Origin of the sequence: Synechococcus sp. RSCCF101 (assembly GCF_008807075.1) — a bacterium.
Taxonomy (GTDB): domain Bacteria; phylum Cyanobacteriota; class Cyanobacteriia; order PCC-6307; family Cyanobiaceae; genus RSCCF101.
Genome location: NZ_CP035632.1, coordinates 2,517,972 through 2,536,885, shown reverse-complemented (window position 1 = coordinate 2,536,885; position 18,914 = coordinate 2,517,972). Strand labels below are relative to the sequence as shown.

The following is an 18,914-nucleotide window of genomic DNA, read 5'->3' as shown; positions in this document are numbered from 1 at the left end:
CGCCCTGCGGCTGCGGACTGCGTGGCCTGGGGACTCTAGGCCGGTGCGGGGAGCCGCCCACCGAGCAGCCGGCTGGGCAGAATCGCCCCTGCCTCACCGCTGCGGTTGCCCGTCCTCCCGTCCAGCTCCCCCCACCACAGCAGCGCCGTGATGGCTCTGCTGCTGCTCGGATTCGCAGTCCTTCACAGCGGCGGGGCCTCGCTGCGCAGCTGGGGGGAAGCCCGCATCGGCGCCAGAGCCTGGCGGCTCCTGTTCGCGGCCCTGAGCATTCCGGCCGCCACCCTGCTGATCGGCTACTTCATCAGCCATCGCCACGACGGCGTGCGGCTCTGGAACCTTCAGGGGGTTCCCGGAATGGTGCCCCTGGTGTGGGCGGGGACGGCCGTGAGCTTCCTGTTTCTCTACCCCGCCACCTACAACCTTTTGGAGATCCCGGCGGTCCAGAAACCGCAGGTGCGGCTGTACACCACCGGCATCATCCGGGTCAGCCGACACCCGCAGGCGGTGGGCCAGGTGCTGTGGTGCACGACTCACCTCCTCTGGATCGGCACCAGCTTCATGGTCGTGACCTGCGTGGGTCTGATCGCCCACCATCTCTTCGCGGTCTGGAACGGCGACCGGCGACTCAGGCAACGGTTCGGAGCAGCCTTCGAGGATCTCGCTTCCCAGACCTCCGTGCTCCCCTTCGCGGCGATTGCCCGGGGACAGCAGACCCTGGTGTGGCGCGAGTTTCTCCGGCCGTCCCAGCTGGGCATCCTGATCGCCATCGGGGTGCTCTGGTGGAGCCATCGCTGGATTCCTCTGGCGGCGGCAGGGTTCCGGGCGAGCGCCATCGAGCGATTTCTCGCCTGAACGCACAGCGGTCCCGACCGTGCTGCCTACACTCCCTGAGCTCGCCCGCCCAAGTCTCGGATGATCGCGGCTGCCGACCTCGCCTGGCTGATCCCGGTGCTTCCCCTTGCCGGAGCCTGCCTCACCGGACTCGGCCTGATCAGCTTCAACCGCACCGTCAACCGCCTCAGACGGCCCGTGGCGGCGCTCCTGCTGACCTGCATCGGAGCCGCTGCGGTGCTCAGCCTGGCGGTGCTGCGCGAGCAGCTGGCCGGTGCCCCTCCGGTGGAGCATCTGTTCACCTGGGCCAGTGCCGGCAGCTTCAACCTGCAGATGGGCTACACGGTGGACCCTCTGGGTTCCGTGATGCTGGTGGTGGTCACGGTGGTGGCCCTGCTGGTGATGCTCTATTCGGATGGCTACATGGCCCACGACAAGGGCTATGTGCGCTTCTTCACCTACCTCGCGCTGTTCAGCAGCTCGATGCTCGGGCTCGTGCTCAGCCCGAATCTGCTTGAGATCTACGTCTTCTGGGAGCTCGTGGGCATGTGCTCCTACCTGCTGATCGGCTTCTGGTACGACCGCGACAGCGCGGCCCATGCGGCCCAGAAGGCCTTCGTGGTGAACCGGGTCGGGGATTTCGGCCTGCTGCTGGGCATTCTCGGTCTGTTCTGGGCCACCGGCAGCTTCGATTTCCAGACCATCGCCTCCCGCCTCGGCCAGGGGCTGGCGGACGGCAGCATCGCGGGCTGGGCTGCCCTGATGCTCTGCGTGCTGGTGTTCCTGGGCCCCATGGCGAAGTCGGCCCAGTTCCCGCTGCACGTCTGGCTGCCCGATGCCATGGAGGGCCCCACGCCGATCTCGGCCCTGATCCACGCCGCGACCATGGTGGCCGCGGGCGTGTTTCTGGTGGCCCGCCTGCAACCGCTCTACGAGCAGTTCCCCGCCATGCAGGTGGTGGTGGCCGTCGTCGGCACGATCACGCTGTTCATGGGTGCCTCCATCGCCCTGACACAGATGGATCTGAAGAAGGGTCTGGCCTACAGCACCGTTTCCCAGCTCGGCTACATGATGCTGGCCATGGGCTGCGGCGCCCCGTTGGCCGGGATCTTCCACCTGGTGACCCATGCCTTCTTCAAGGCGATGCTCTTCCTGGGCTCAGGCTCGGTGATCCATGCCATGGAGGAGGTGGTCGGTCACGACCCCCTTCTTGCCCAGGACATGCGCCTGATGGGAGGCCTGCGACGCAAGATGCCCATCACATCCACCACCTTCCTGATCGGCTGCATCGCCATCAGCGGCATCCCCCCCCTGGCCGGCTTCTGGAGCAAGGACGAGATCCTCGGCCAGGCCTTCGGCAGCTTCCCGGTTCTGTGGTTCGTCGGCTTCCTCACGGCCGGCATGACCGCCTTCTACATGTTCCGGCTCTACTTCCTGACTTTCGAAGGGGAGTTCCGCGGTCATGACAGCGCGATCCGCAGCCAGGTGCTGGCGAGTGCCGGCCGCAGCGACGATGAGCACGGCCACGAGGGCGGGCATCTGCACGAGTCGGTCTGGACGATGACCACCCCCCTCGCCGTTCTGGCGGTTCCCTCGGTTCTGATCGGCCTGCTCGGCATGCCATGGAACAGCCGCTTCGCGGCCCTGCTGGACCCGGAGGAAGCCGCGAAGATGGCCCACCATTTCTCCTGGTCCGAGTTCCTGCCTCTGGCCGGGGCCTCGGTGGCCGTCTCGACCGCGGGCATCACGCTGGCGGTGCTGGCCTACGCATTGAAGAAGATTGATCTGGCCACAGCCGTGGCTCAACGATTCAGCAGCATCAATGCCTTCCTCGCCAACAAGTGGTATCTCGATGTGCTGAACGAGAAGCTGTTTGTTCGCGGCAGCCGCCGGTTGGCCCGGGAGGTGCTGGAGGTGGACGCGAAGGTCGTCGACGGGATCGTGAATCTCACTGGACTCCTCACCCTCGGCAGCGGCGAGGGATTGAAATACTTTGAAACCGGGCGAGCCCAGTTCTACGCCCTTGTTGTGTTCGGCGGCGTGATTGTGCTGGTGGTTCTGTTCGGCAGTCTCTGAACAGCCGGGAATCCAGGCTCCTGAGGGACGTCAGCGAATGCGCGCTTCCGCGCCGGCTGTGTGACAACACCGACCGGATGCGGGCCTCACGCGGCACGATTTCTACACTTCCTCTGTGGTGATCCGGCTGCCGTGGCATTCCCCTGGCTGAGCGCGTCCATCCTGTTTCCGATCGGGGCGGCGCTGTTCATACCCTTCATTCCCGATCCGGGCAATGGCCGCCAGGTTCGCTGGTTCGCCCTCGGGGTGGCGCTCACCACCTTTCTGATCACCGTCGGGGCCTATCTGAACGGCTACGACCCCGGCTCCAGCGAGCTGCAGCTCGTGGAGCGCGTCTCCTGGCTGCCGGACGTGGGCCTGGCCTGGTCCGTCGGAGCCGATGGCCTCTCGATGCCGCTCATCCTGCTGACGAGCTTCATCACAGCCCTGGCGGTGCTGGCCGCCTGGCCGGTCACCTTCAAACCGCGCCTGTTCTATTTCCTGATCCTGGCCATGGATGGTGGCCAGATCGCGGTCTTCGCCGTTCAGGACATGCTGCTCTTCTTCCTGGCCTGGGAGCTGGAGCTGCTGCCGGTGTATCTCCTCCTCGCCATCTGGGGCGGCAAGAAACGCCAGTACGCCGCAACCAAGTTCATTCTCTACACGGCAGGCAGCTCGCTCTTCATCCTTCTGGTGGCCCTGGCCATGGGTTTCTTCGGCGGCGGCACCCCGAGCTTCGAGTACACCGAGCTGGCCGTGAAGAGCTTCGGCCGAGGCTTCCAGGTGCTCTGTTACGCCGGACTCCTGATTGCCTTCGGGGTCAAGCTTCCGATCGTGCCGCTGCACACCTGGCTGCCGGATGCCCACGGCGAGGCGACCGCTCCGGTTCACATGTTGCTGGCCGGCATCCTGCTGAAGATGGGGGGTTATGCCCTGCTTCGCTTCAACGCTCAGCTTCTGCCTGAGGCGCACGCCCAGTTCGCCCCACTGCTGGTGGTGCTCGGCGTGGTGAACATCATCTACGCCGCACTCACCTCTTTCGCCCAGCGAAATCTCAAACGCAAGATCGCCTACAGCTCCATCAGCCACATGGGCTTCGTGCTGATCGGGATCGGCAGCTTCAGTGACCTCGGCACCAGCGGCGCGATGCTGCAGATGATCAGCCACGGCCTGATCGGCGCCAGCCTCTTCTTCCTTGTCGGGGCCACCTACGACCGCACCCACACCCTCCAACTCGATGAGATGGGCGGCGTGGGCCAGAAGATGCGCATCATGTTCGCGCTCTGGACGGTGTGCGCCCTGGCGTCGCTCGCCCTTCCCGGCATGAGCGGCTTCGTGTCCGAGCTGATGGTGTTCGCCGGATTCGCCACCAGCGAGGCCTACAGCCTGAGCTTCCGGGTTGTGATGGCCATCCTGGCGGCTGTGGGAGTCATTCTGACCCCGATCTATCTGCTCTCCATGCTGCGGGAGATCTTCTTCGGCCGGGAGAATGCCGAACTGGCCTCGCACACCAACCTGGTCGATGCCGAGCCGCGTGAGGTGTACGTCATCAGCTGTCTGCTGGTGCCGATCATCGGCATCGGTCTCTATCCACGTCTGATGACCGACAGTTACAAGGCGTCGATCGAGGCTCTGGTGGCGCGCGATCGGATCGCCTACGCCCAGGTCGCTCCCGGGGCGGCCCCGGGGCTGATCCGGCCGGCGGCGCCGCTGCAGGCTCCCGCGCTGAGCTGAGCGAGGGGCAGTGGCCGTCGCCGGGCCTGGCTGCTCGGCGTACGCTCGTGGGCTGAAGGCCGTCGATCCAGCGATCGTCACCCAACCATGCGCCAGATCAACTTTCTGCTGATCTTCAGCTTCGCGCTCGCCGCGGTGATGTTCGCCCTCGAGAACAGTGAACCCACCACGGTGACGCTGCTGCCGGGGGTGAGCTTCACCCTGCCGCTTGCGGTCATGCTGCTGGTGGTGATGGGTGTGGGGGCCACGGCCGCCTGGATCTTCGCCGTCTGGACGATGGTGGTGAGCCGGGTCGAGACCGCTCGGCAGGCCGACGGCGAGCAGGCCTCCCAGGTGCGGATCGAGGAACTGGAACGCGATCTCGATCGCTACCGGGCCACGGTCGATGCCCAGCTGGGGCTGCTGCCGGCCGTGGGAGGCACAACGGCGGGCAGCGAGGCCTCACCGAATCCGGCCGCAGCGGCGTCCACCGACTGATCGCAGCAGCGGAGACTGGCCCAGGCCAGGACGGCCGACTGGACCGTTGAGGATGCCACCGGTACCGTGCGGCCAGAGGTGAGAACGGCTTGGCGGAGGCTGGCAGCGACTCCGGGGCACGGCTGGCCATCCGAATGCTGCAGGAGGCGGTGGAGCGCGGTGAGCTCGACCCCTGGGAGATCGACGTGATCGCCGTGGTGGACGGTTTTCTGGACCGTCTCCAGCAGCGCTGCCGGTTGCCGCAGGATCGGCCGGCCGGCAGCGGTCCCGCCCGGGGAGGGCGATACGAGCAGGATCTTGCCGAGGCCAGCGAAGCCTTCCTGGCCGCTTCCGTGCTGGTGTCGATCAAGGCGGAGGTGCTGGAGGCCAGCACCCTGCCGCCGGCGCCGATCGAGCCGGAGGACTGGGAGCCCGATGCCGACGAGCTCGGCGGTGCCGGTCTGCTGGTGCTGCCGGCCCGCCCCGAACGCCACCTGCTGCGGCGGCCGGTGGCCCCTCCTCCCCTGCGGCGCAGTGTGAGCCTGGGCGAGCTGATCCAGCACCTGGAGGACATCGCCGATCGACTGGAGGCGCAGGAGCGCCACCTGCGTCAGGGCCAGCGGGCCAGGCGCTACAGCCAGAGCGCCGCCATCGCTCAGGTCCGCCATCTCGCGCACCGGGAATCCCTGCCGGAAACCACCGCCGCTCTGCGGGCCTTCGTGGCGGAGCGGATGGAGCTGGACTGCTGGCTCGACTTCGAGGAGCTCGTGACGGCCTGGGCCCGCGAAGCCCCCAGCCACCTGGATCAGGATCGGGTGGGGGTGTTCTGGGCGCTGCTGTTTCTCTGCTCCCAGGGCAGTGTGGCTCTGGAGCAGCCCGATGGCCTGCACAGGCCGCTGCGGCTCTGCCGGCTGCCGGCCCCGGGCGGATCATCGGCCCAGCCCACACCGCTCCATGCGCCGGCGACCCTTGTGGCGGCCGCCTGACGCACGGGGGCAGAGGGCATGAGCCGACACCGAGAGTGGGGCCTGCCTGGGATAAAATCCCGCCCATGAAGGCAATGATCCTCGCGGCAGGGAAAGGAACACGTGTGCGCCCGATCACGCACATGATCCCGAAGCCGATGATTCCGATCCTGCAGAAGCCGGTGATGGAATTCCTGCTCGAGCTGCTGCGCGAGCACGGCTTCACCGAGATCATGGTCAACGTGTCTCATCTCGCCGAAGAGATCGAGAATTACTTCCGCGATGGCCAGCGCTTCGGCGTTGAAATCGCCTACAGCTTCGAGGGCCGGATCGAGGATGGCGAGCTGGTCGGGGACGCGGTGGGTTCAGCCGGCGGTCTGAAGAAGATCCAGACCTTCCAGCCCTTCTTCGATGACACCTTCGTGGTGCTCTGCGGTGATGCACTGATCGATCTCAATCTCAGTGAGGCGGTGCGCCGCCACAAGGAGAAAGGGGCGATGGCCTCCCTGATCACCAAGCGTGTCCCCCTCGATCAGGTGAGCAGCTACGGCGTCGTGGTCACCGATTCCGAGGACCGTGTTCTCGAGTTCCAGGAGAAGCCGTCGGTGGAGGAGGCGCACAGCGACATGATCAACACCGGCATCTACATCTTCGAGCCGGAGGTGCTCAAGTTCGTGCCCGAGGGCCAGTCCTTTGACATCGGCAGCGATCTGTTCCCCAGGCTGGCTGAGGCCGGAGCCCCGTTCTACGCGCTGCCGATGGAATTCGAATGGGTGGACATCGGCAAGGTGCCGGACTACTGGCAGGCGATCCGCAGTGTGCTGCAGGGTCAGGTACGCCAGGTGCCCATCCCCGGCAAGGAGGTGCGTCCTGGTGTGTACACGGGCCTGAATGTGGCCGCCAACTGGGACCGGATCACCGTGGAAGGGCCGATCTACGTCGGCGGGATGACCCGCATCGAAGACGGCGCCACACTCATCGGTCCCTCGATGATCGGGCCCAGCTGCCAGATCGGCGCCAACGCCACCATCGACAATTCGATCATCTTTGACTACTCCCGCATCGGACCGGGGGTGCAGCTGGTCGAAAAGCTGGTCTTCGGCCGCTACTGCGTCGATCGGAACGGCGATCACTTCGACCTGCAGGAGGCCGAGCTCGACTGGCTGATCACCGATGCCCGCCGGCAGGACTTCTCCGAACCCTCGCCCCAGCAGAAGGCCATGGCCCAGCTTCTGGGCAGCGATCTGGCCCGTTCAGGCCGCGAGGCAGGCCGCTGAGCCCTCACCACCACCCAGCTGACCACTGGAGCTGATCGGTTCCACCCCGGCCCGATCCAGGATGGCCGGAATGCGCTGCTCAGCCTTCACCGCCATCACGTGCACGCCGCGCACGATCCTCAGGAAGCTGCGCACCTGCTCCGAGGCGATGGCAATGCCCTCGTCCGCCGGGTCGGCGGCAGCAGAGAGGCGGTCGATGATCGCCTGGGGGATGCAGGCACCGGGCACCACCCGATTGATGAAGGCCGCATTGCGGGCCGATTTGAGCAGAAACACCCCGGCGAGCACCGGGAGCCCGAGGGGGCTCGCGATCTCCTCCTGGAACCGGCGCAGCACGGCCGCGTCCATGACCATCTGGGTCTGAATGAAGCGGGCACCGGCCTGCTGCTTGCGGCGCAGCCTGGACCGCAGCCCCGACCAGCTCGGGGAGTGGGGATCGGCCGCCGCCCCCGCCAGCAGATGGGTCCCGCCATCCGGCAGCTCTCCCTGAATCGGATCCGCCCCGCGGTTGAAGGCGGAGACCTGCTGCAGCAGGCGCACCGAATCGAGATCGTGCACCGGGCGGGCCCCCGGCTGATCCCCGGCCCGGACGGGATCTCCGGTGAGGCAGAGCACATTGCGAATGCCGAGGGCATGGGCGCCGAGCAGATCCGCCTGCAGGGCGATGCGGTTGCGATCGCGGCAGGCCAGCTGCAGCACTGGCTCGTGACCACGGTCCAGCAGCAGCCGGGCCACGGCGAGGCTGCTCATCCGCATCACGGCACGGCTGCCATCCGTCACATTGATGGCGTGCACGCGGCCGCGCAGCCGTTCCGCATGCTCCAGGGTGAGGGCCGCATCACTGCCGCGCGGCGGCATCACCTCGGCGGTGATCACCGGGGTCCCCGCCTCCAGCGCCTGCAGCAGCCTCACTCACACCGTCCGGAAGGACGACCATCATCCGTGATCGTGGCCACGGAACCCGCCTATGCTGCCATCCATGGAGCCGTTGCCTGATGTCGGCAAGCACAGAGCCTCCCTCCACACGGATTGCCCTGTCGGAGCGTGAGATCGAGATCATTGAGCTGGTGGCCCTCGGGCTCACCAATCAGGAGATCGCCGAACGTCTCACCATCAGCAAGCGCACGGTCGACAACCACGTCAGCAACGTCTTCAGCAAAACGGGAGCCAAGAACCGTGTCGCCCTGCTCAACTGGGCCATGGACAACGGCAAGATCTGCCGCGACGGCTTCAACTGCTGCTCCCTGAACGAGTCGGACGATCCAGAGCCGTCGCTCCGCTCTCCTGCATGACGGACCAGCTGCCCGGCGCCAGCCCGAAGAGGCTGGCATAGGCCTCACAGGCTTCCCCGTCGCTCCCGAGGCAGCGAAGCAAGCCGTGCTGGTCGTACAGGGCGTAGAGCGGAGCAGCGCCCATGGGCAGCGGGGACGCAAAAGGCGAAGAAATCCTAAACCCTGTCCTGTTCCGTCGGGATCGCTACGGCACGGCGCTGCTCTTCCGTCCACGACTTCAGCGGATGCTCAGCCAGCGCCGCATTGCTCAGGTCGCGGCGGCCGCTGATCTCCGGGCCGCACCATTCGGGAAGGGTCAGCGGCGCCCGCGGGTCCTCCGGCTCCACCTCGCACAGGATCAGGGGCGCATTCGCCCCGAGGAACTCGTCCACAACCCACTCGCCCCCAGGCCAGGCCAAGGTGTGGCGCACCTTCTCAAGGCGGCAGGAACTCAGCTCGAGCAGATCCGCCGCATCGGCCGCGGGGATGGTGTATTCGAATTCCTGGCGCGCCAGGGCGGTTCCGAAGGCCGATCGCTCGGCATCGCCGCCGGAGAAGCGGGCCTTGATCGTGAGCCAGGCGCGGCCGGCATCCCCCAGCCGCACCCTTAGGCTCACGGGTTCGCGCACCAGATAGCCCTGGTGCAGGTGGTCCCGGTGCCGGACGTGGGCTCTCCAGCCATCGGAGCGGACCAGAAAGCGGCGTTCGATCTCAACGGCCATGACGGTGATCAGTTGTGGGCGTGTTCTCCGAAGGCCAGGCTCCCCGCCCAGTGCAGCTTGCGCCGCAGAACGCGGTAGTAGGAGGGGCGCTGCTCCAGGACCACGAAACGGGCATCGCAGGGAGCACGCTCAACGACGCATCGGTCACCGGGATCAAAGACGCTGGCTCCCGCGCCATCGGTCCAGAGCTTCACCCGGCGGCGGGGATCGCCGAGCGCCCACACCACCAGCCGCGCCCTCGGCGGGACCACCAGAGGGCGACTCGACAGGCTCATCGGACAGATGGGTGACACCAGAATGGCGTCCAGCCCGGGGTGGAGGATCGGCCCGCCCGCCGCCATGGCATAGGCGGTGGAGCCCGTGGGGCTGGCCATGATCAGGCCATCGCCCCGGTAGTGGTCCACCACCTCACCATCGATCTCCAGTTCCAGTTCGCAGGTGGGCGAGGTGTTCTCCAGATAGGCGCGCAGATAGAGATCATTCAGGGCCAGGTGCGGCCCATCGCCCCCCTCCACGGTGGCCTGGAGCATCATGCGCCGCTCCACGGCGTAGCGGTCCTGAAGCAGCCGCTCCCAGAGGGTCGAGCCCTCCCCCTCACCCTCGGCGGACGGGTCATCGCGGAGCATGGTGCGGTCGTGGGCGAGAAAGCCCAGGTGGCCGCCCACGTTGAAGGCCAGGATCGGGATGCGCAGCGGAGCCAGGTGTCGGGCCGCACCCAGGACCGAGCCGTCCCCGCCGAAGACCACCGCCAGATCGGGGCGGCTGCCCTCGCAGGCCAGCAATCCCGGATAGGGGTTGGTGGACGCACCGGCCATGGCCAGCACGACATGGGCCCCCAACGAGCGAAGGGCCTCGGCACTGGCCCGGGCCTGATGCTGGGCGGCCCGACTGCCGTCCCGATGGATCAGCCAGACGTGGTCAAGCCGCATGGGGTGCGCTCACCAGCGCAGGAGGTTGAAGCGCTCCATGTCCACGGTCTGGCGGTTGCGGTAGAGCGACAGCAGGATCGCCAGCCCCACAGCCGCCTCAGCGGCGGCAACCGTGATCACGAAGATGGCGAACACCTGGCCGCGGATCAGATCGCCATCGAGGAAATTGGAGAAGGCCATGAGGTTGATGTTCACGGCATTGAGCATCAACTCGATGCTCATCAGCACCCGCACGGCATTGCGGCTGTTGATCAGACCCCACACCCCGATGCAGAACAGCACAGCCGCCAGAACCAGGTAGCTCTGCAGGCTCGTCGCCAGGCTCATGACCGGCAGGGGAAGATCGATCGGCATCGGCGGCAGCGTGCGAACGGAGGTGCTCTGGGTCGGCGTGGGGAGGGATCAGACGCCGGAACGATCCACCAGCAGGGGGGTGCGCTCCTTTTCGATCAGGCCCTGATCGGCGGGCTGACCGGTGATCACATCCTCGCTGAACACGTCCCGGCGGGCCAGGACGATGGCCCCGATCATGGCCATCAGGAGAAGGACCGATGCCAGTTCGAAGGGAAGCAGGTAATCGGTGAAGAGGTGCTCCCCGATCCGCAGCGTGGCCTCCTCACCCACGGGAACAGGACCCGGCGTCACCCAGGGGGTGGTGACGGCGACACGCAGCAGCAGCAGAAACAAACCGGCACACACACCGCCCGAGAGCAGCCGCCTGACGATCAGGCCGCTCACATCGGGCATGGGCTCGCGCTTGTTGACGAGCATGATCGCGAACAGGATCAGGACGTTGACCGCGCCCACGTAAACAAGCACCTGGGCGGCGGCCACGAAACTGGCGTTGAGGAGCAGGTAGAGCCCGGCCACCGAGAGAAACACCCCTCCCAGCAGGAAGGCGGAGTACACGATGCTGGGCAGCAGCACCACGCCCAGAGCTCCGAGCACGAGGGCCGCTGAGAGGGCGAGGAAGCAGACGGTCTGGGTGGTGGTGGCGATGCTCATGCAGCCCCGTCCTCACGTGCAGCGGAATCTGACGGGGATTCTCCCGCAGACCCGGAACCCGCGGATCCGGACGCGGCCGCCTCCGACTCGGCGAGCACCTCCGAGGGAAGGCGGCCGGCCCGGGGGCGATCCGCGGCCACGCCGTGGGGATCCATCTCTCCCTTGGGCAGGTAGGCCAGCTCCCGCAGGGGCTGGACGGAGGGATCGGTGGTGACGCTCGTCGGCAGACGACCGAGCGCGACGTTGTCGTAATTGAGGCTGTGGCGGTCGAAGGCCGCCAGCTCGTATTCCTCAGTCATCGACAGGCAGTTGGTGGGGCAGTACTCCACACAGTTGCCACAGAAGATGCACACACCGAAATCGATCGAGTAGTTGCGCAGCTCCTTCTTCTTGGTCTCCTTGTTCATCACCCAGTCCACCACCGGCAGGTTGATGGGGCAGACCCGCACACACACCTCGCAGGCGATGCACTTGTCGAACTCGTAGTGGATGCGGCCCCGGTAGCGCTCCGATGGGATGAGCTTCTCGTAGGGGTACTGCACCGTGACCGGTCGGCGCTGGAGGTGGTCGAATGTGACCGCCAGGCCCTGGGTGATCCCCTTGGCCGCGTCAACCGCGTCGCGGGTGTAGTCACCGACCTGCTTGAGGAAGCCGAACATCGGATGGGGTGGGTTGGGACGGAACGTGAGGGGCCAATGATGGCCCGGATCGTGATCAGCCGCCGAAGACGGCCGGGAACGCCAGCTTGAGCGCGGCGGTGACCAGAAGATTGACCAGGGAGATGGGCAGGAGGAATTTCCAGCCCAGGTCCAGCAGTTGGTCGATGCGCACCCTCGGCACGGTCCAGCGCAGCAGGATGGCGAGGAAGACCAGCAGGTAGGCCTTGAGCACCGTCATGACGATGCCGACGGAGCCGGTGATCACCTGCACCAGGGGAGCATCGACCGACTGACCGAGCAGCGAGGCCAGCCATTCGACCGGCACCGGGAAGCCCCAACCGCCGAGGAAGAGCACCACCACCAGAAGGGCGGAGAGCACGAGGTTGATGTAGCTGCCCAGGTAGAAGAGGGCGAACTTCATGCCCGCGTATTCGGTCTGGTAGCCCGCCACCAGCTCCTCCTCCGCCTCCGGCAGATCGAAAGGCAGGCGTTCGCACTCGGCCAGGGCACAGATCCAGAAGATCAGAAAGCCCACGGGCTGGCGCCAGATGTTCCAGCTCAGAATGCCGGCACCGGTCTGCTGCTCGACGATGTCGACGGTGCTGAGGGAGTTGCTCATCATCACCACCGCCAGCACCGAGAGAGCGAGGGGGATCTCGTAGCTGATCGACTGGGCCGCGGCCCGCAGCCCGCCGAGCAGCGAATATTTGTTATTGCTGGCATAGCCACTCATCAGCAGACCGATTGGCTGGATGCTGCTGAGGGCGATCCAGAGGAAGATGCCCAGCCCCACGTTGCTGATCAGCAGGTTCTGGCCGAAGGGCACCACCAGCCAGGAGAGGATCACCGGGATCACCACCAGCACCGGACCGAGCGTGAACAGCAGGCTGTCCGCCCTGGCGGGGATCACATCCTCCTTGGTGAGCAGTTTGAGGCCGTCGGCCAGCGGCTGAAGCACCCCGAGCGCACCGGCGTATTCTGGACCGATGCGCTGCTGCACGGCGGCGGAGATCTTGCGCTCCAGCCACACGGTGACCAGCACGCCCACCACAGCGGCCACCAGCACCAGCAGCATGGGAAGCGGCAGCCAGAGCAGGTGGGCCGCTCCGGGGCTCAGACCGAGGCCCTGGAGCACTTCGGTGAAACCGAGTTCCAGATCGAGGCCGGGGCTCACCACCGCGAGATCGGGCATGGGGAGGTCGTGGATGGGGAAAACTTAGGTGGCCGCAGCGGCGGAGCGATCATGCAGCGGCCGCCAGTGGCGCCCGGAGCGGCCGGTGTAGATCTGGGTCGGACGGTAGATGCGGTTGGCGCCGAGCTGCTCCCGCCAGTGGGCGAGCCAGCCGGCCACACGGGCGATGGCGAAGAGGGGCGTGAACAGATCCCTCGGAATGCCCAGCTTGCGGTACACCAGGCCGGAATAGAAATCCACGTTCGGATAGATGCCCTTGGGGCCGAGCCGGACCGCCGCCACCTCCTCCAGCCTGCGGGCCACGTCGTACATCTCGTCGGCACCGAACTCATCGAAGAGCCGCTCGGCCAGCCCCTGCAGGATCACCGCCCGGGGGTCCTTCACCTTGTACTCCCGGTGACCGAAGCCCATCACCTTGCGCTTCTGGGCGATCGCCTCATCCAGGAAGGCCTCGGCCCGATCGGGAGTGCCGATCGCCTCCAGCATCGAGAGCACGTCCTCGTTCGCGCCGCCGTGCAGGGGACCGGCCAGGGTGCCCACGGCCGACGCCACCACGGCATAGGGGTCGGTGAGGGTGCTGGCGGTCACCCGCGCGCTGAAGGTGCTGGCGTTGAGGCTGTGCTCGGCGTGAAGGATCAGGCACACGTCGAGGATGTGGGCGGCGAGCGGGTCCGGCTCCCGCTCGGTCAGCATGTAGAGGAAGTTGGCGGAGTAGGCCAGATCGTCTCTGGGCTGGATGGGGTCCTGGCCTTTGCGGATCAGCTGAAAGGCCGCCACCATCGTGGGGATCTTCGCCAGCAGGCGCACGACCGCTCCGTAGATGTACTGGGGGTCGTCGATCGCACGCCGCGAATAGAAGAGCCCGAGCGAGGCGGCGCTCGACTGGAGGGCATCCATGGGATGCCCTCCCGAGGGAAAGCACTTCATCATGTCGCGCACTCGGAAACTGACCCGCCGGTGCATCTGCACCTCGTGCTCGAAATGGCGCAGCTGGTCCGGGGTGGGCAGCTCGCCCCAGATCAGCAGGTAGGTGGTCTCGAGAAAGCTGCTGTGGGCCGCCAGGTCCTCCAGGGGGTAGCCGCGATAGCTCAGGCATCCCCGCAGGCCATCGATGTCGCAGATGGCGGACTGGGTGGCCGGCACCCCTTCCAGTCCGGGGCGAAAGGGAACCGTGCCGGGGGCCGCTGGGCCGGTCGCTGTGCTCTGGGGATCCGCCATGGCTGGCCTGCTGCCGCTCGCCAGGCAACCTAGTGGTCCTCTCCGGGGCGTCTGTGTTCAGGGCAGCAGGATGCGTGGTGGAACCAGCGCCTGCAGACTCGCGCGGGCGCAGGACTCCACGCCGGCCGGGCCGGCAGGCGACGCGCCGCCCGGCAGGGGGGTGAGCGCAAGCAGGATCACACCCGCCTTGCGCAGGTCGATGGCACCCGGCGGAGCGCCGAGCAAGCGGGCGGCCAGCCCGCTGAGGTCGGGTTCATGGCCCACGAGCCCGATCCGCATCGGAGAACCCGGCCGCAGAGCCGTGATCAGCGCCAGAAGCAGGGGCCAGGGATCGCTGCCGGGCCTGAGGGCATCGCAGGGGCGCAACTCCGGCGCCAGCCCTTCCCGGACGGCGATCTCGGCGGTCTGATGCGCCCGCAGCAGTGGACTGGCGAGCAGAGAGTCGCAGACCAGGCCGAGCCGGCGCAGGCGGCGGCACACCTTGCGGGTGCGGCGCCGGCCCGCCTCGGTGAGGGAGCGCTCCGGGTCGGGGCGGAGGCCGCCGCGCTCCTCGGCGATGCCGTGGCGCAGCAGCAGCAGCGAGCAGGCCGGGCCGGCAGCGTCCGTCATCCGCTGAACCGGAGTCGGGCCTGCAGTTCAGCCAGCGGCCGCTCAGCGGCGTCCGGCTCCAGAGGTTCGAGCACCAGATCGAGGCCCTCCACCACCGGGGCCAGCGGCTGGGCCGCCAGTCCCTGAAGCAGGGTCCAGGGGAGCCAGCGGCTCAGCAGGCTGGTGGCGACGGGGTTGGCCAGGGTCAGAGCGACGGGGGCGCGCTCGGCATCCAGCGCCTGGAGACGACGGACCTCAGGCCCGGGCTGGGAGGGCTGGAGGCGGTGATCCCGCAGCAGTTCGAGCCGGTTGCTCCACCAGGCCTGACGCCCCTCGCCCTCAAGCCGTGCGCCCACGAGGCTGGCATCGAGTTCGCCCAGGCGGCCGGAACGGCCGGGAGCCGCCGCAAGGCGGCTCCAGATGCGCAGCGGCACCTCGTCGAGGACGAGCGGCGATTCCGCCAGTCCGTCCAGACGTAGCCGTTCCGAGAGTTCAGCCAGGGGCGGCTGGTCCCTGTCGGTGCCCACCAGCCAGCCGTCCTGCCGCCAGGCGAGCAGCAGCGGTCCGGCATCGGCCCGGGCCAGGCGCTGCAGCAGCGGGCCGGCCTCGCGATCGAGCACACCACGCAGAATCGGCCCCAGCCCCTGCACCCATGGGGAGGGCACCCCGGGGCGGCCGTCCGGGTCTCCTGCGGCGGTGGCCTGGAGGAGGGCCGCTGGCTGGTCGATCAGGGCCAGGGCATCAAATCCCCGCCCGGCTCGCTCCAGCAGCTCCGCCGAGGTCACCATCGTGGCGGCCGGCTTCGTGGCTGGAGCGGCGGAGGGGGACGGGCTGAGCGCCGGGGAGGGCTGTGCCGGCCAGGGCAGCAGGACCCGGGCGGCCAGCGTCCGGTCCTGCGGCTGGATGGCCGCCACCAGGGACGCCTGCGGGCCGCGGTCGCTCAGCGTGGAGGGAACGGCCAGCCAGCGATCCAGGCCCCCACCACGGGCCGTGAGCAGGCCGACACCACTGCCGAGCCGCTCGACCGCGGCGCCGAGATCGGGGTCGGCGGCGAGGTTGAGCTCATCGATCTGGGAGACATCCAGGGCCTCCTCCAGAACACCGCGCCCGGAGGCGATCAGCACCAGCCGGTCGTTGATCAGAGCGGTGGCCAGGGGCCGGGGGGGAGAGCCCAGCAGGGAGCCCCGACCGCTGATCAGCCCCATGCCCCGGTAGCTGCTCACCGTGAGATCGGCCCCGGCGAGGCTGCGGATCTGCCAGAAGCGCTGCAGGAAGCGACGGGCCCCCTCCTCATCCCGACTGCGCAGGGCCAGCAGCCAGCCGCTGGGGGCATCACCCTCGCGGGGCTCCAGCACCGAGAGGCTCACCTCATCGCCCAGCCAGCCGGCGAGTTCCGAGCCGTAGTCCAGTCCGGCGCTGGCGAAAAGGCCATCCCGCAGGCGACGCAGGGCGTCGGCCGCCTGCTCCCGCCGCCGCGTCGGCGCCACGCTGGCGGCGTAGCGAGCCGGCCAGTCCGCGGCGGTGAACCAGTGCAGCGTCAGCGGGGCGCGGCGGGGGATGAAGCGGGCCGCCTCGGGCACCGAAAGGGCCTGGCGGGCCTGGTGCAGAGGGGACTGACGCAGGGCCAGGAGCCAGCCGCCCGTGCCCAGGCCCAGCCCGACCAGCGCCACGGCCAGCAGGGTCGCCAGAAACCGACGCGCCGCCATCCCCGCGAAGATGTACAACCCTCATCTTCCGCCATGACTCCGACGCCGGCCCGCCTCAGCGCACGCGAGCTGCAGGAGCGCCTCGCGAGCGGCGAACGGCTTCAGCTCGTGGACGTGCGGGAAGACCAGGAACTGGAGATGGCCCGTCTGAACCACCCGGTGCTCCATCTGCCCCTGAGCCGTTCTCAGGACTGGCTGCCGGCCCTGCCCGACTCCCTGGACCCGACGACCCCGGTGGTGGTGCTGTGCCATGCCGGAATGCGGAGCTGGCAGTTCGGCTGCTGGCTGCTGGAGCAGCAGGCCCACAGCGAGGTCTGGAACCTCGAAGGCGGCATCGACGCCTGGAGCGTGGATGTGGATCCCTCCGTCCCCCGCTACTGAGGCGCGGCGGGCCGGCAGCCGTTGACCGGCCTGCGTAACATCGCTGTCCCACGTCACCACCGGCCCCGTGCATCCGCTGCCCGAGCGTCAACGGCAGGTGCTTCAGGCCACGGTGCGTCACTACGTCGACACCACCGAGCCCGTCGGCAGCAAGACCCTGGTGCGGAGGTTTCAGCTCCAGGCCAGCCCCGCCACGGTCCGCTCGGCCATGGGCGCTCTCGAGCAGCGCGGACTGCTGATGCAGCCCCACACCTCCGCCGGCCGCATCCCCAGCCAGCAGGGGTACCGCCATTACGTGGACTGCCTGATGCCCGCCCCCGGAGGCGGTGCCCGACGGCTGGAGGGTGAACTGGCCGGGCTCACGCTGCGCTGGGCCTCCCTGGACGACCTGCTGCTGCAGCTGGCCCGGCGGCTGGCGGATTTCACCGGGCTGCTGAGCGTGATCACCAGACCGAGGCCGACCTCCTGCAGGCTGCAGGCGGTGCGCCTGGTGGCGAGCGGCGAGCGCCTCACGGTTCTGCTGGTGGAGGAGGCCACGAGCGCCCGCCCTCTCAACGTGCGCCTGCCCCGCAGCGCCAGCGACGAGGTGCCCGCCCTGGAACGCTGGCTCAGCGACCAGCTCGATTCCAATGGCCGCCAGCCGATCGACTGGGACGCCCTGCCCCGCCATCTGCGCACCAGCGGCGCGGTGCTCCGCCAGGCGCTGGACAGTGACCGGCAGGCCGCGGGCAGCGACGGGCCCGGCGCGATCAGCCAGGGACTCAGCGGACTGCTCTGCCAGCCCGAGTTCCAGGACCCCCTGGATCTCCGCCGCCTGGTGGCCCTGCTGGAGGAGTCCCCCCATCAGCTGGTACCGCCGCCACTGGCACCGCTCGGAGGCATCTGGATCGGGGAGGAGCACCCCCTGGCCGATCTGCAGCACTGTTCGGTGGTTCAGGCCCCCTACTCCTGCCTGAGAGCCGAACCCGATGGGACGGACGCTGCGGTGGGCCAGGTGGCCCTGGTCGGCCCGATGCGGATGGCCTACGCCACCGCACGCGCCGCCGTGAGAGCCGTTGCCGGGACGCTGACGCGGCTGCTGAGTTAGGAGGAAGGGAGACCGGGCCGCACCGATGACCTACTGCGTCGGCTTCCTGCTGGATGGTGGCCTGGTCTTCGCCTCCGATTCCCGCACCAATGCCGGGGTGGATTACATCTCCACCTACAGCAAGATGCACGTGTTCCAGCCAGCGGACGATCGGCTGTTCGTGCTGCTGGCCGCCGGCAATCTGGCCACCACCCAGTCGGTGCTGAACCGCATCCAGCGCGACCTGGAGCACAACGGCGGGCGAACGGAGGAGGGCGGGGCGGCGGAGCCGTCCGGTTCAGAGACGACGAGCAGCAAGGGCGGCGGCCGGGATCTTCTCTCAGCCCGCTATCTGTTCGAAGCGGCGGAGTACGTGGGCCGGGTGAGCGTGGCGGTGCAGGAGCAGCACCGCGAGTCGCTGCATCAATCGGGAGCCAGCGCCGAAGCCAGCTTCATCCTGGGAGGACAGATCCGCGGCGAAGCGCACGGTCTTTACCTCGTCTACTCCCAGGGCAATGCGGTGATGGCCACCGCCGACACCCCCTTCCTCCAGATCGGGGAGAGCAAATACGGCAAGCCGCCGCTGGACTTCGTCGGCCACTGCGGCCTGAGCCTCGAGGATGCCGCCCGGCTCTGCCTCATCTCCCTGATGATCACGCGGCGCTCGAACCTGACGGTGGGCCCTCCGTTCGAACTGGCGATGATGCCGGCCGATGAGCTGCGCATCTCCCGCCGCGTGAAGCTCGACAAGGGGGCCCCGGAGATCAGCCGCTCGATGGAGGTCTGGGCCGGCTGCATGCAGGATGGTTTGCAGCGCCTGCCGCGCTTCGCCTGGGAGGAACAGCCGCTCTGACCCGGT

At 68.0% G+C, this 18,914-nt stretch carries 20 protein-coding genes; 10 read left to right on the top strand and 10 right to left on the bottom strand.

What is annotated here, in order from left to right; genetic code table 11:
- Window positions 1–150: 150 nt before the first annotated feature.
- From EVJ50_RS12190 to EVJ50_RS12165, 6 genes are all read left to right on the top strand, one after another.
- Window positions 151–852 (top strand): NnrU family protein, encoded by a 702-nt coding sequence (locus tag EVJ50_RS12190; RefSeq protein WP_150885017.1) that lies wholly within the window; start codon window positions 151–153, stop codon window positions 850–852.
- 60 nt (window positions 853–912) lie between these two features.
- Window positions 913–2,907, top strand: a complete 1,995-nt coding sequence (locus EVJ50_RS12185) for an NAD(P)H-quinone oxidoreductase subunit 5 (protein WP_150884299.1) — start codon at window positions 913–915, stop codon at window positions 2,905–2,907.
- Between the two features lie 132 nt (window positions 2,908–3,039).
- A complete protein-coding gene (locus EVJ50_RS12180) occupies window positions 3,040–4,620 on the top strand; it encodes an NAD(P)H-quinone oxidoreductase subunit 4 (RefSeq protein WP_150884298.1) in 1,581 nt (526 codons plus the stop codon).
- Between the two features lie 87 nt (window positions 4,621–4,707).
- Window positions 4,708–5,097, top strand: a complete 390-nt coding sequence (locus EVJ50_RS12175; RefSeq protein ID WP_150884297.1) for a LapA family protein — start codon at window positions 4,708–4,710, stop codon at window positions 5,095–5,097.
- 134 nt (window positions 5,098–5,231) lie between these two features.
- Complete coding sequence (locus tag EVJ50_RS12170; protein WP_150885016.1) at window positions 5,232–6,062, top strand: segregation/condensation protein A; 831 nt, start codon at window positions 5,232–5,234, stop codon at window positions 6,060–6,062.
- Between the two features lie 65 nt (window positions 6,063–6,127).
- Window positions 6,128–7,318, top strand: a complete 1,191-nt coding sequence (locus EVJ50_RS12165; RefSeq protein ID WP_150884296.1) for an NDP-sugar synthase — start codon at window positions 6,128–6,130, stop codon at window positions 7,316–7,318.
- Here the strand turns inward: EVJ50_RS12165 and EVJ50_RS12160 are convergent.
- Window positions 7,295–8,230 carry a methylenetetrahydrofolate reductase gene (locus tag EVJ50_RS12160; RefSeq protein ID WP_150884295.1) on the bottom strand — a complete coding sequence of 312 codons (936 nt, stop codon included), beginning with the start codon at window positions 8,228–8,230 and terminating at the stop codon, window positions 7,295–7,297. The two genes, EVJ50_RS12165 and EVJ50_RS12160, sit on opposite strands and share 24 nt — an antisense overlap.
- An 83-nt stretch (window positions 8,231–8,313) precedes the next feature.
- Here EVJ50_RS12160 and EVJ50_RS12155 point away from each other — a divergent pair, with 83 nt between their 5' ends.
- The gene (locus EVJ50_RS12155) at window positions 8,314–8,610 is read left to right on the top strand and encodes a response regulator transcription factor (protein ID WP_150884294.1); all 297 of its coding nucleotides are present in this window, start codon (window positions 8,314–8,316) and stop codon (window positions 8,608–8,610) included.
- 155 nt (window positions 8,611–8,765) lie between these two features.
- Here the strand turns inward: EVJ50_RS12155 and EVJ50_RS12145 are convergent, their stop codons facing one another.
- The 9 genes from EVJ50_RS12145 to EVJ50_RS12105 form a co-directional block, all read right to left on the bottom strand.
- Window positions 8,766–9,311 (bottom strand): CYTH domain-containing protein, encoded by a 546-nt coding sequence (locus EVJ50_RS12145; RefSeq protein WP_150884292.1) that lies wholly within the window; start codon window positions 9,309–9,311, stop codon window positions 8,766–8,768.
- An 8-nt stretch (window positions 9,312–9,319) separates the two neighbouring features.
- Window positions 9,320–10,240 carry an NAD(+) kinase gene (locus EVJ50_RS12140; protein ID WP_150884291.1) on the bottom strand — a complete coding sequence of 307 codons (921 nt, stop codon included), beginning with the start codon at window positions 10,238–10,240 and terminating at the stop codon, window positions 9,320–9,322.
- Window positions 10,241–10,249: 9 nt separating this feature from the next.
- Window positions 10,250–10,567: an NADH-quinone oxidoreductase subunit NuoK gene (nuoK, locus tag EVJ50_RS12135; RefSeq protein ID WP_150885015.1), complete on the bottom strand. Its 318-nt coding sequence runs from the start codon at window positions 10,565–10,567 to the stop codon at window positions 10,250–10,252.
- Between the two features lie 75 nt (window positions 10,568–10,642).
- Complete coding sequence (locus EVJ50_RS12130; RefSeq protein WP_150884290.1) at window positions 10,643–11,245, bottom strand: NADH-quinone oxidoreductase subunit J; 603 nt, start codon at window positions 11,243–11,245, stop codon at window positions 10,643–10,645.
- Window positions 11,242–11,904 (bottom strand): NAD(P)H-quinone oxidoreductase subunit I, encoded by a 663-nt coding sequence (ndhI, locus tag EVJ50_RS12125; RefSeq protein ID WP_150884289.1) that lies wholly within the window; start codon window positions 11,902–11,904, stop codon window positions 11,242–11,244. Before ndhI ends, EVJ50_RS12130 begins: the two co-directional genes overlap by 4 nt.
- A 55-nt stretch (window positions 11,905–11,959) precedes the next feature.
- Window positions 11,960–13,078, bottom strand: coding sequence for an NADH-quinone oxidoreductase subunit NuoH (nuoH, locus tag EVJ50_RS12120; protein WP_191964924.1), 1,119 nt, complete (start codon window positions 13,076–13,078; stop codon window positions 11,960–11,962).
- Between the two features lie 42 nt (window positions 13,079–13,120).
- Window positions 13,121–14,314, bottom strand: a complete 1,194-nt coding sequence (locus tag EVJ50_RS12115) for a citrate synthase (RefSeq protein WP_150884287.1) — start codon at window positions 14,312–14,314, stop codon at window positions 13,121–13,123.
- A gap of 57 nt (window positions 14,315–14,371) precedes the next feature.
- On the bottom strand, window positions 14,372–14,923 hold the full coding sequence (gene sixA, locus EVJ50_RS12110) for a phosphohistidine phosphatase SixA (protein ID WP_150884286.1): 552 nt from the start codon (window positions 14,921–14,923) through the stop codon (window positions 14,372–14,374).
- Window positions 14,920–16,608 carry a DUF3352 domain-containing protein gene (locus EVJ50_RS12105; RefSeq protein WP_150884285.1) on the bottom strand — a complete coding sequence of 563 codons (1,689 nt, stop codon included), beginning with the start codon at window positions 16,606–16,608 and terminating at the stop codon, window positions 14,920–14,922. Before EVJ50_RS12105 ends, sixA begins: the two co-directional genes overlap by 4 nt.
- Before the next feature lie 33 nt (window positions 16,609–16,641).
- Here EVJ50_RS12105 and EVJ50_RS12100 point away from each other — a divergent pair, with 33 nt between their 5' ends.
- The 3 genes from EVJ50_RS12100 to EVJ50_RS12090 all read left to right on the top strand — a co-directional run bounded on the left by EVJ50_RS12100 (window position 16,642) and on the right by EVJ50_RS12090 (window position 18,908).
- Window positions 16,642–16,989 carry a rhodanese-like domain-containing protein gene (locus tag EVJ50_RS12100; protein WP_150884284.1) on the top strand — a complete coding sequence of 116 codons (348 nt, stop codon included), beginning with the start codon at window positions 16,642–16,644 and terminating at the stop codon, window positions 16,987–16,989.
- Window positions 16,990–17,056: 67 nt separating this feature from the next.
- Window positions 17,057–18,076 (top strand): heat-inducible transcriptional repressor HrcA, encoded by a 1,020-nt coding sequence (locus EVJ50_RS12095; protein ID WP_150884283.1) that lies wholly within the window; start codon window positions 17,057–17,059, stop codon window positions 18,074–18,076.
- Window positions 18,077–18,101: 25 nt separating this feature from the next.
- Window positions 18,102–18,908, top strand: coding sequence for a 20S proteasome subunit A/B (locus EVJ50_RS12090; protein ID WP_150884282.1), 807 nt, complete (start codon window positions 18,102–18,104; stop codon window positions 18,906–18,908).
- Window positions 18,909–18,914 lie beyond the last annotated feature (6 nt).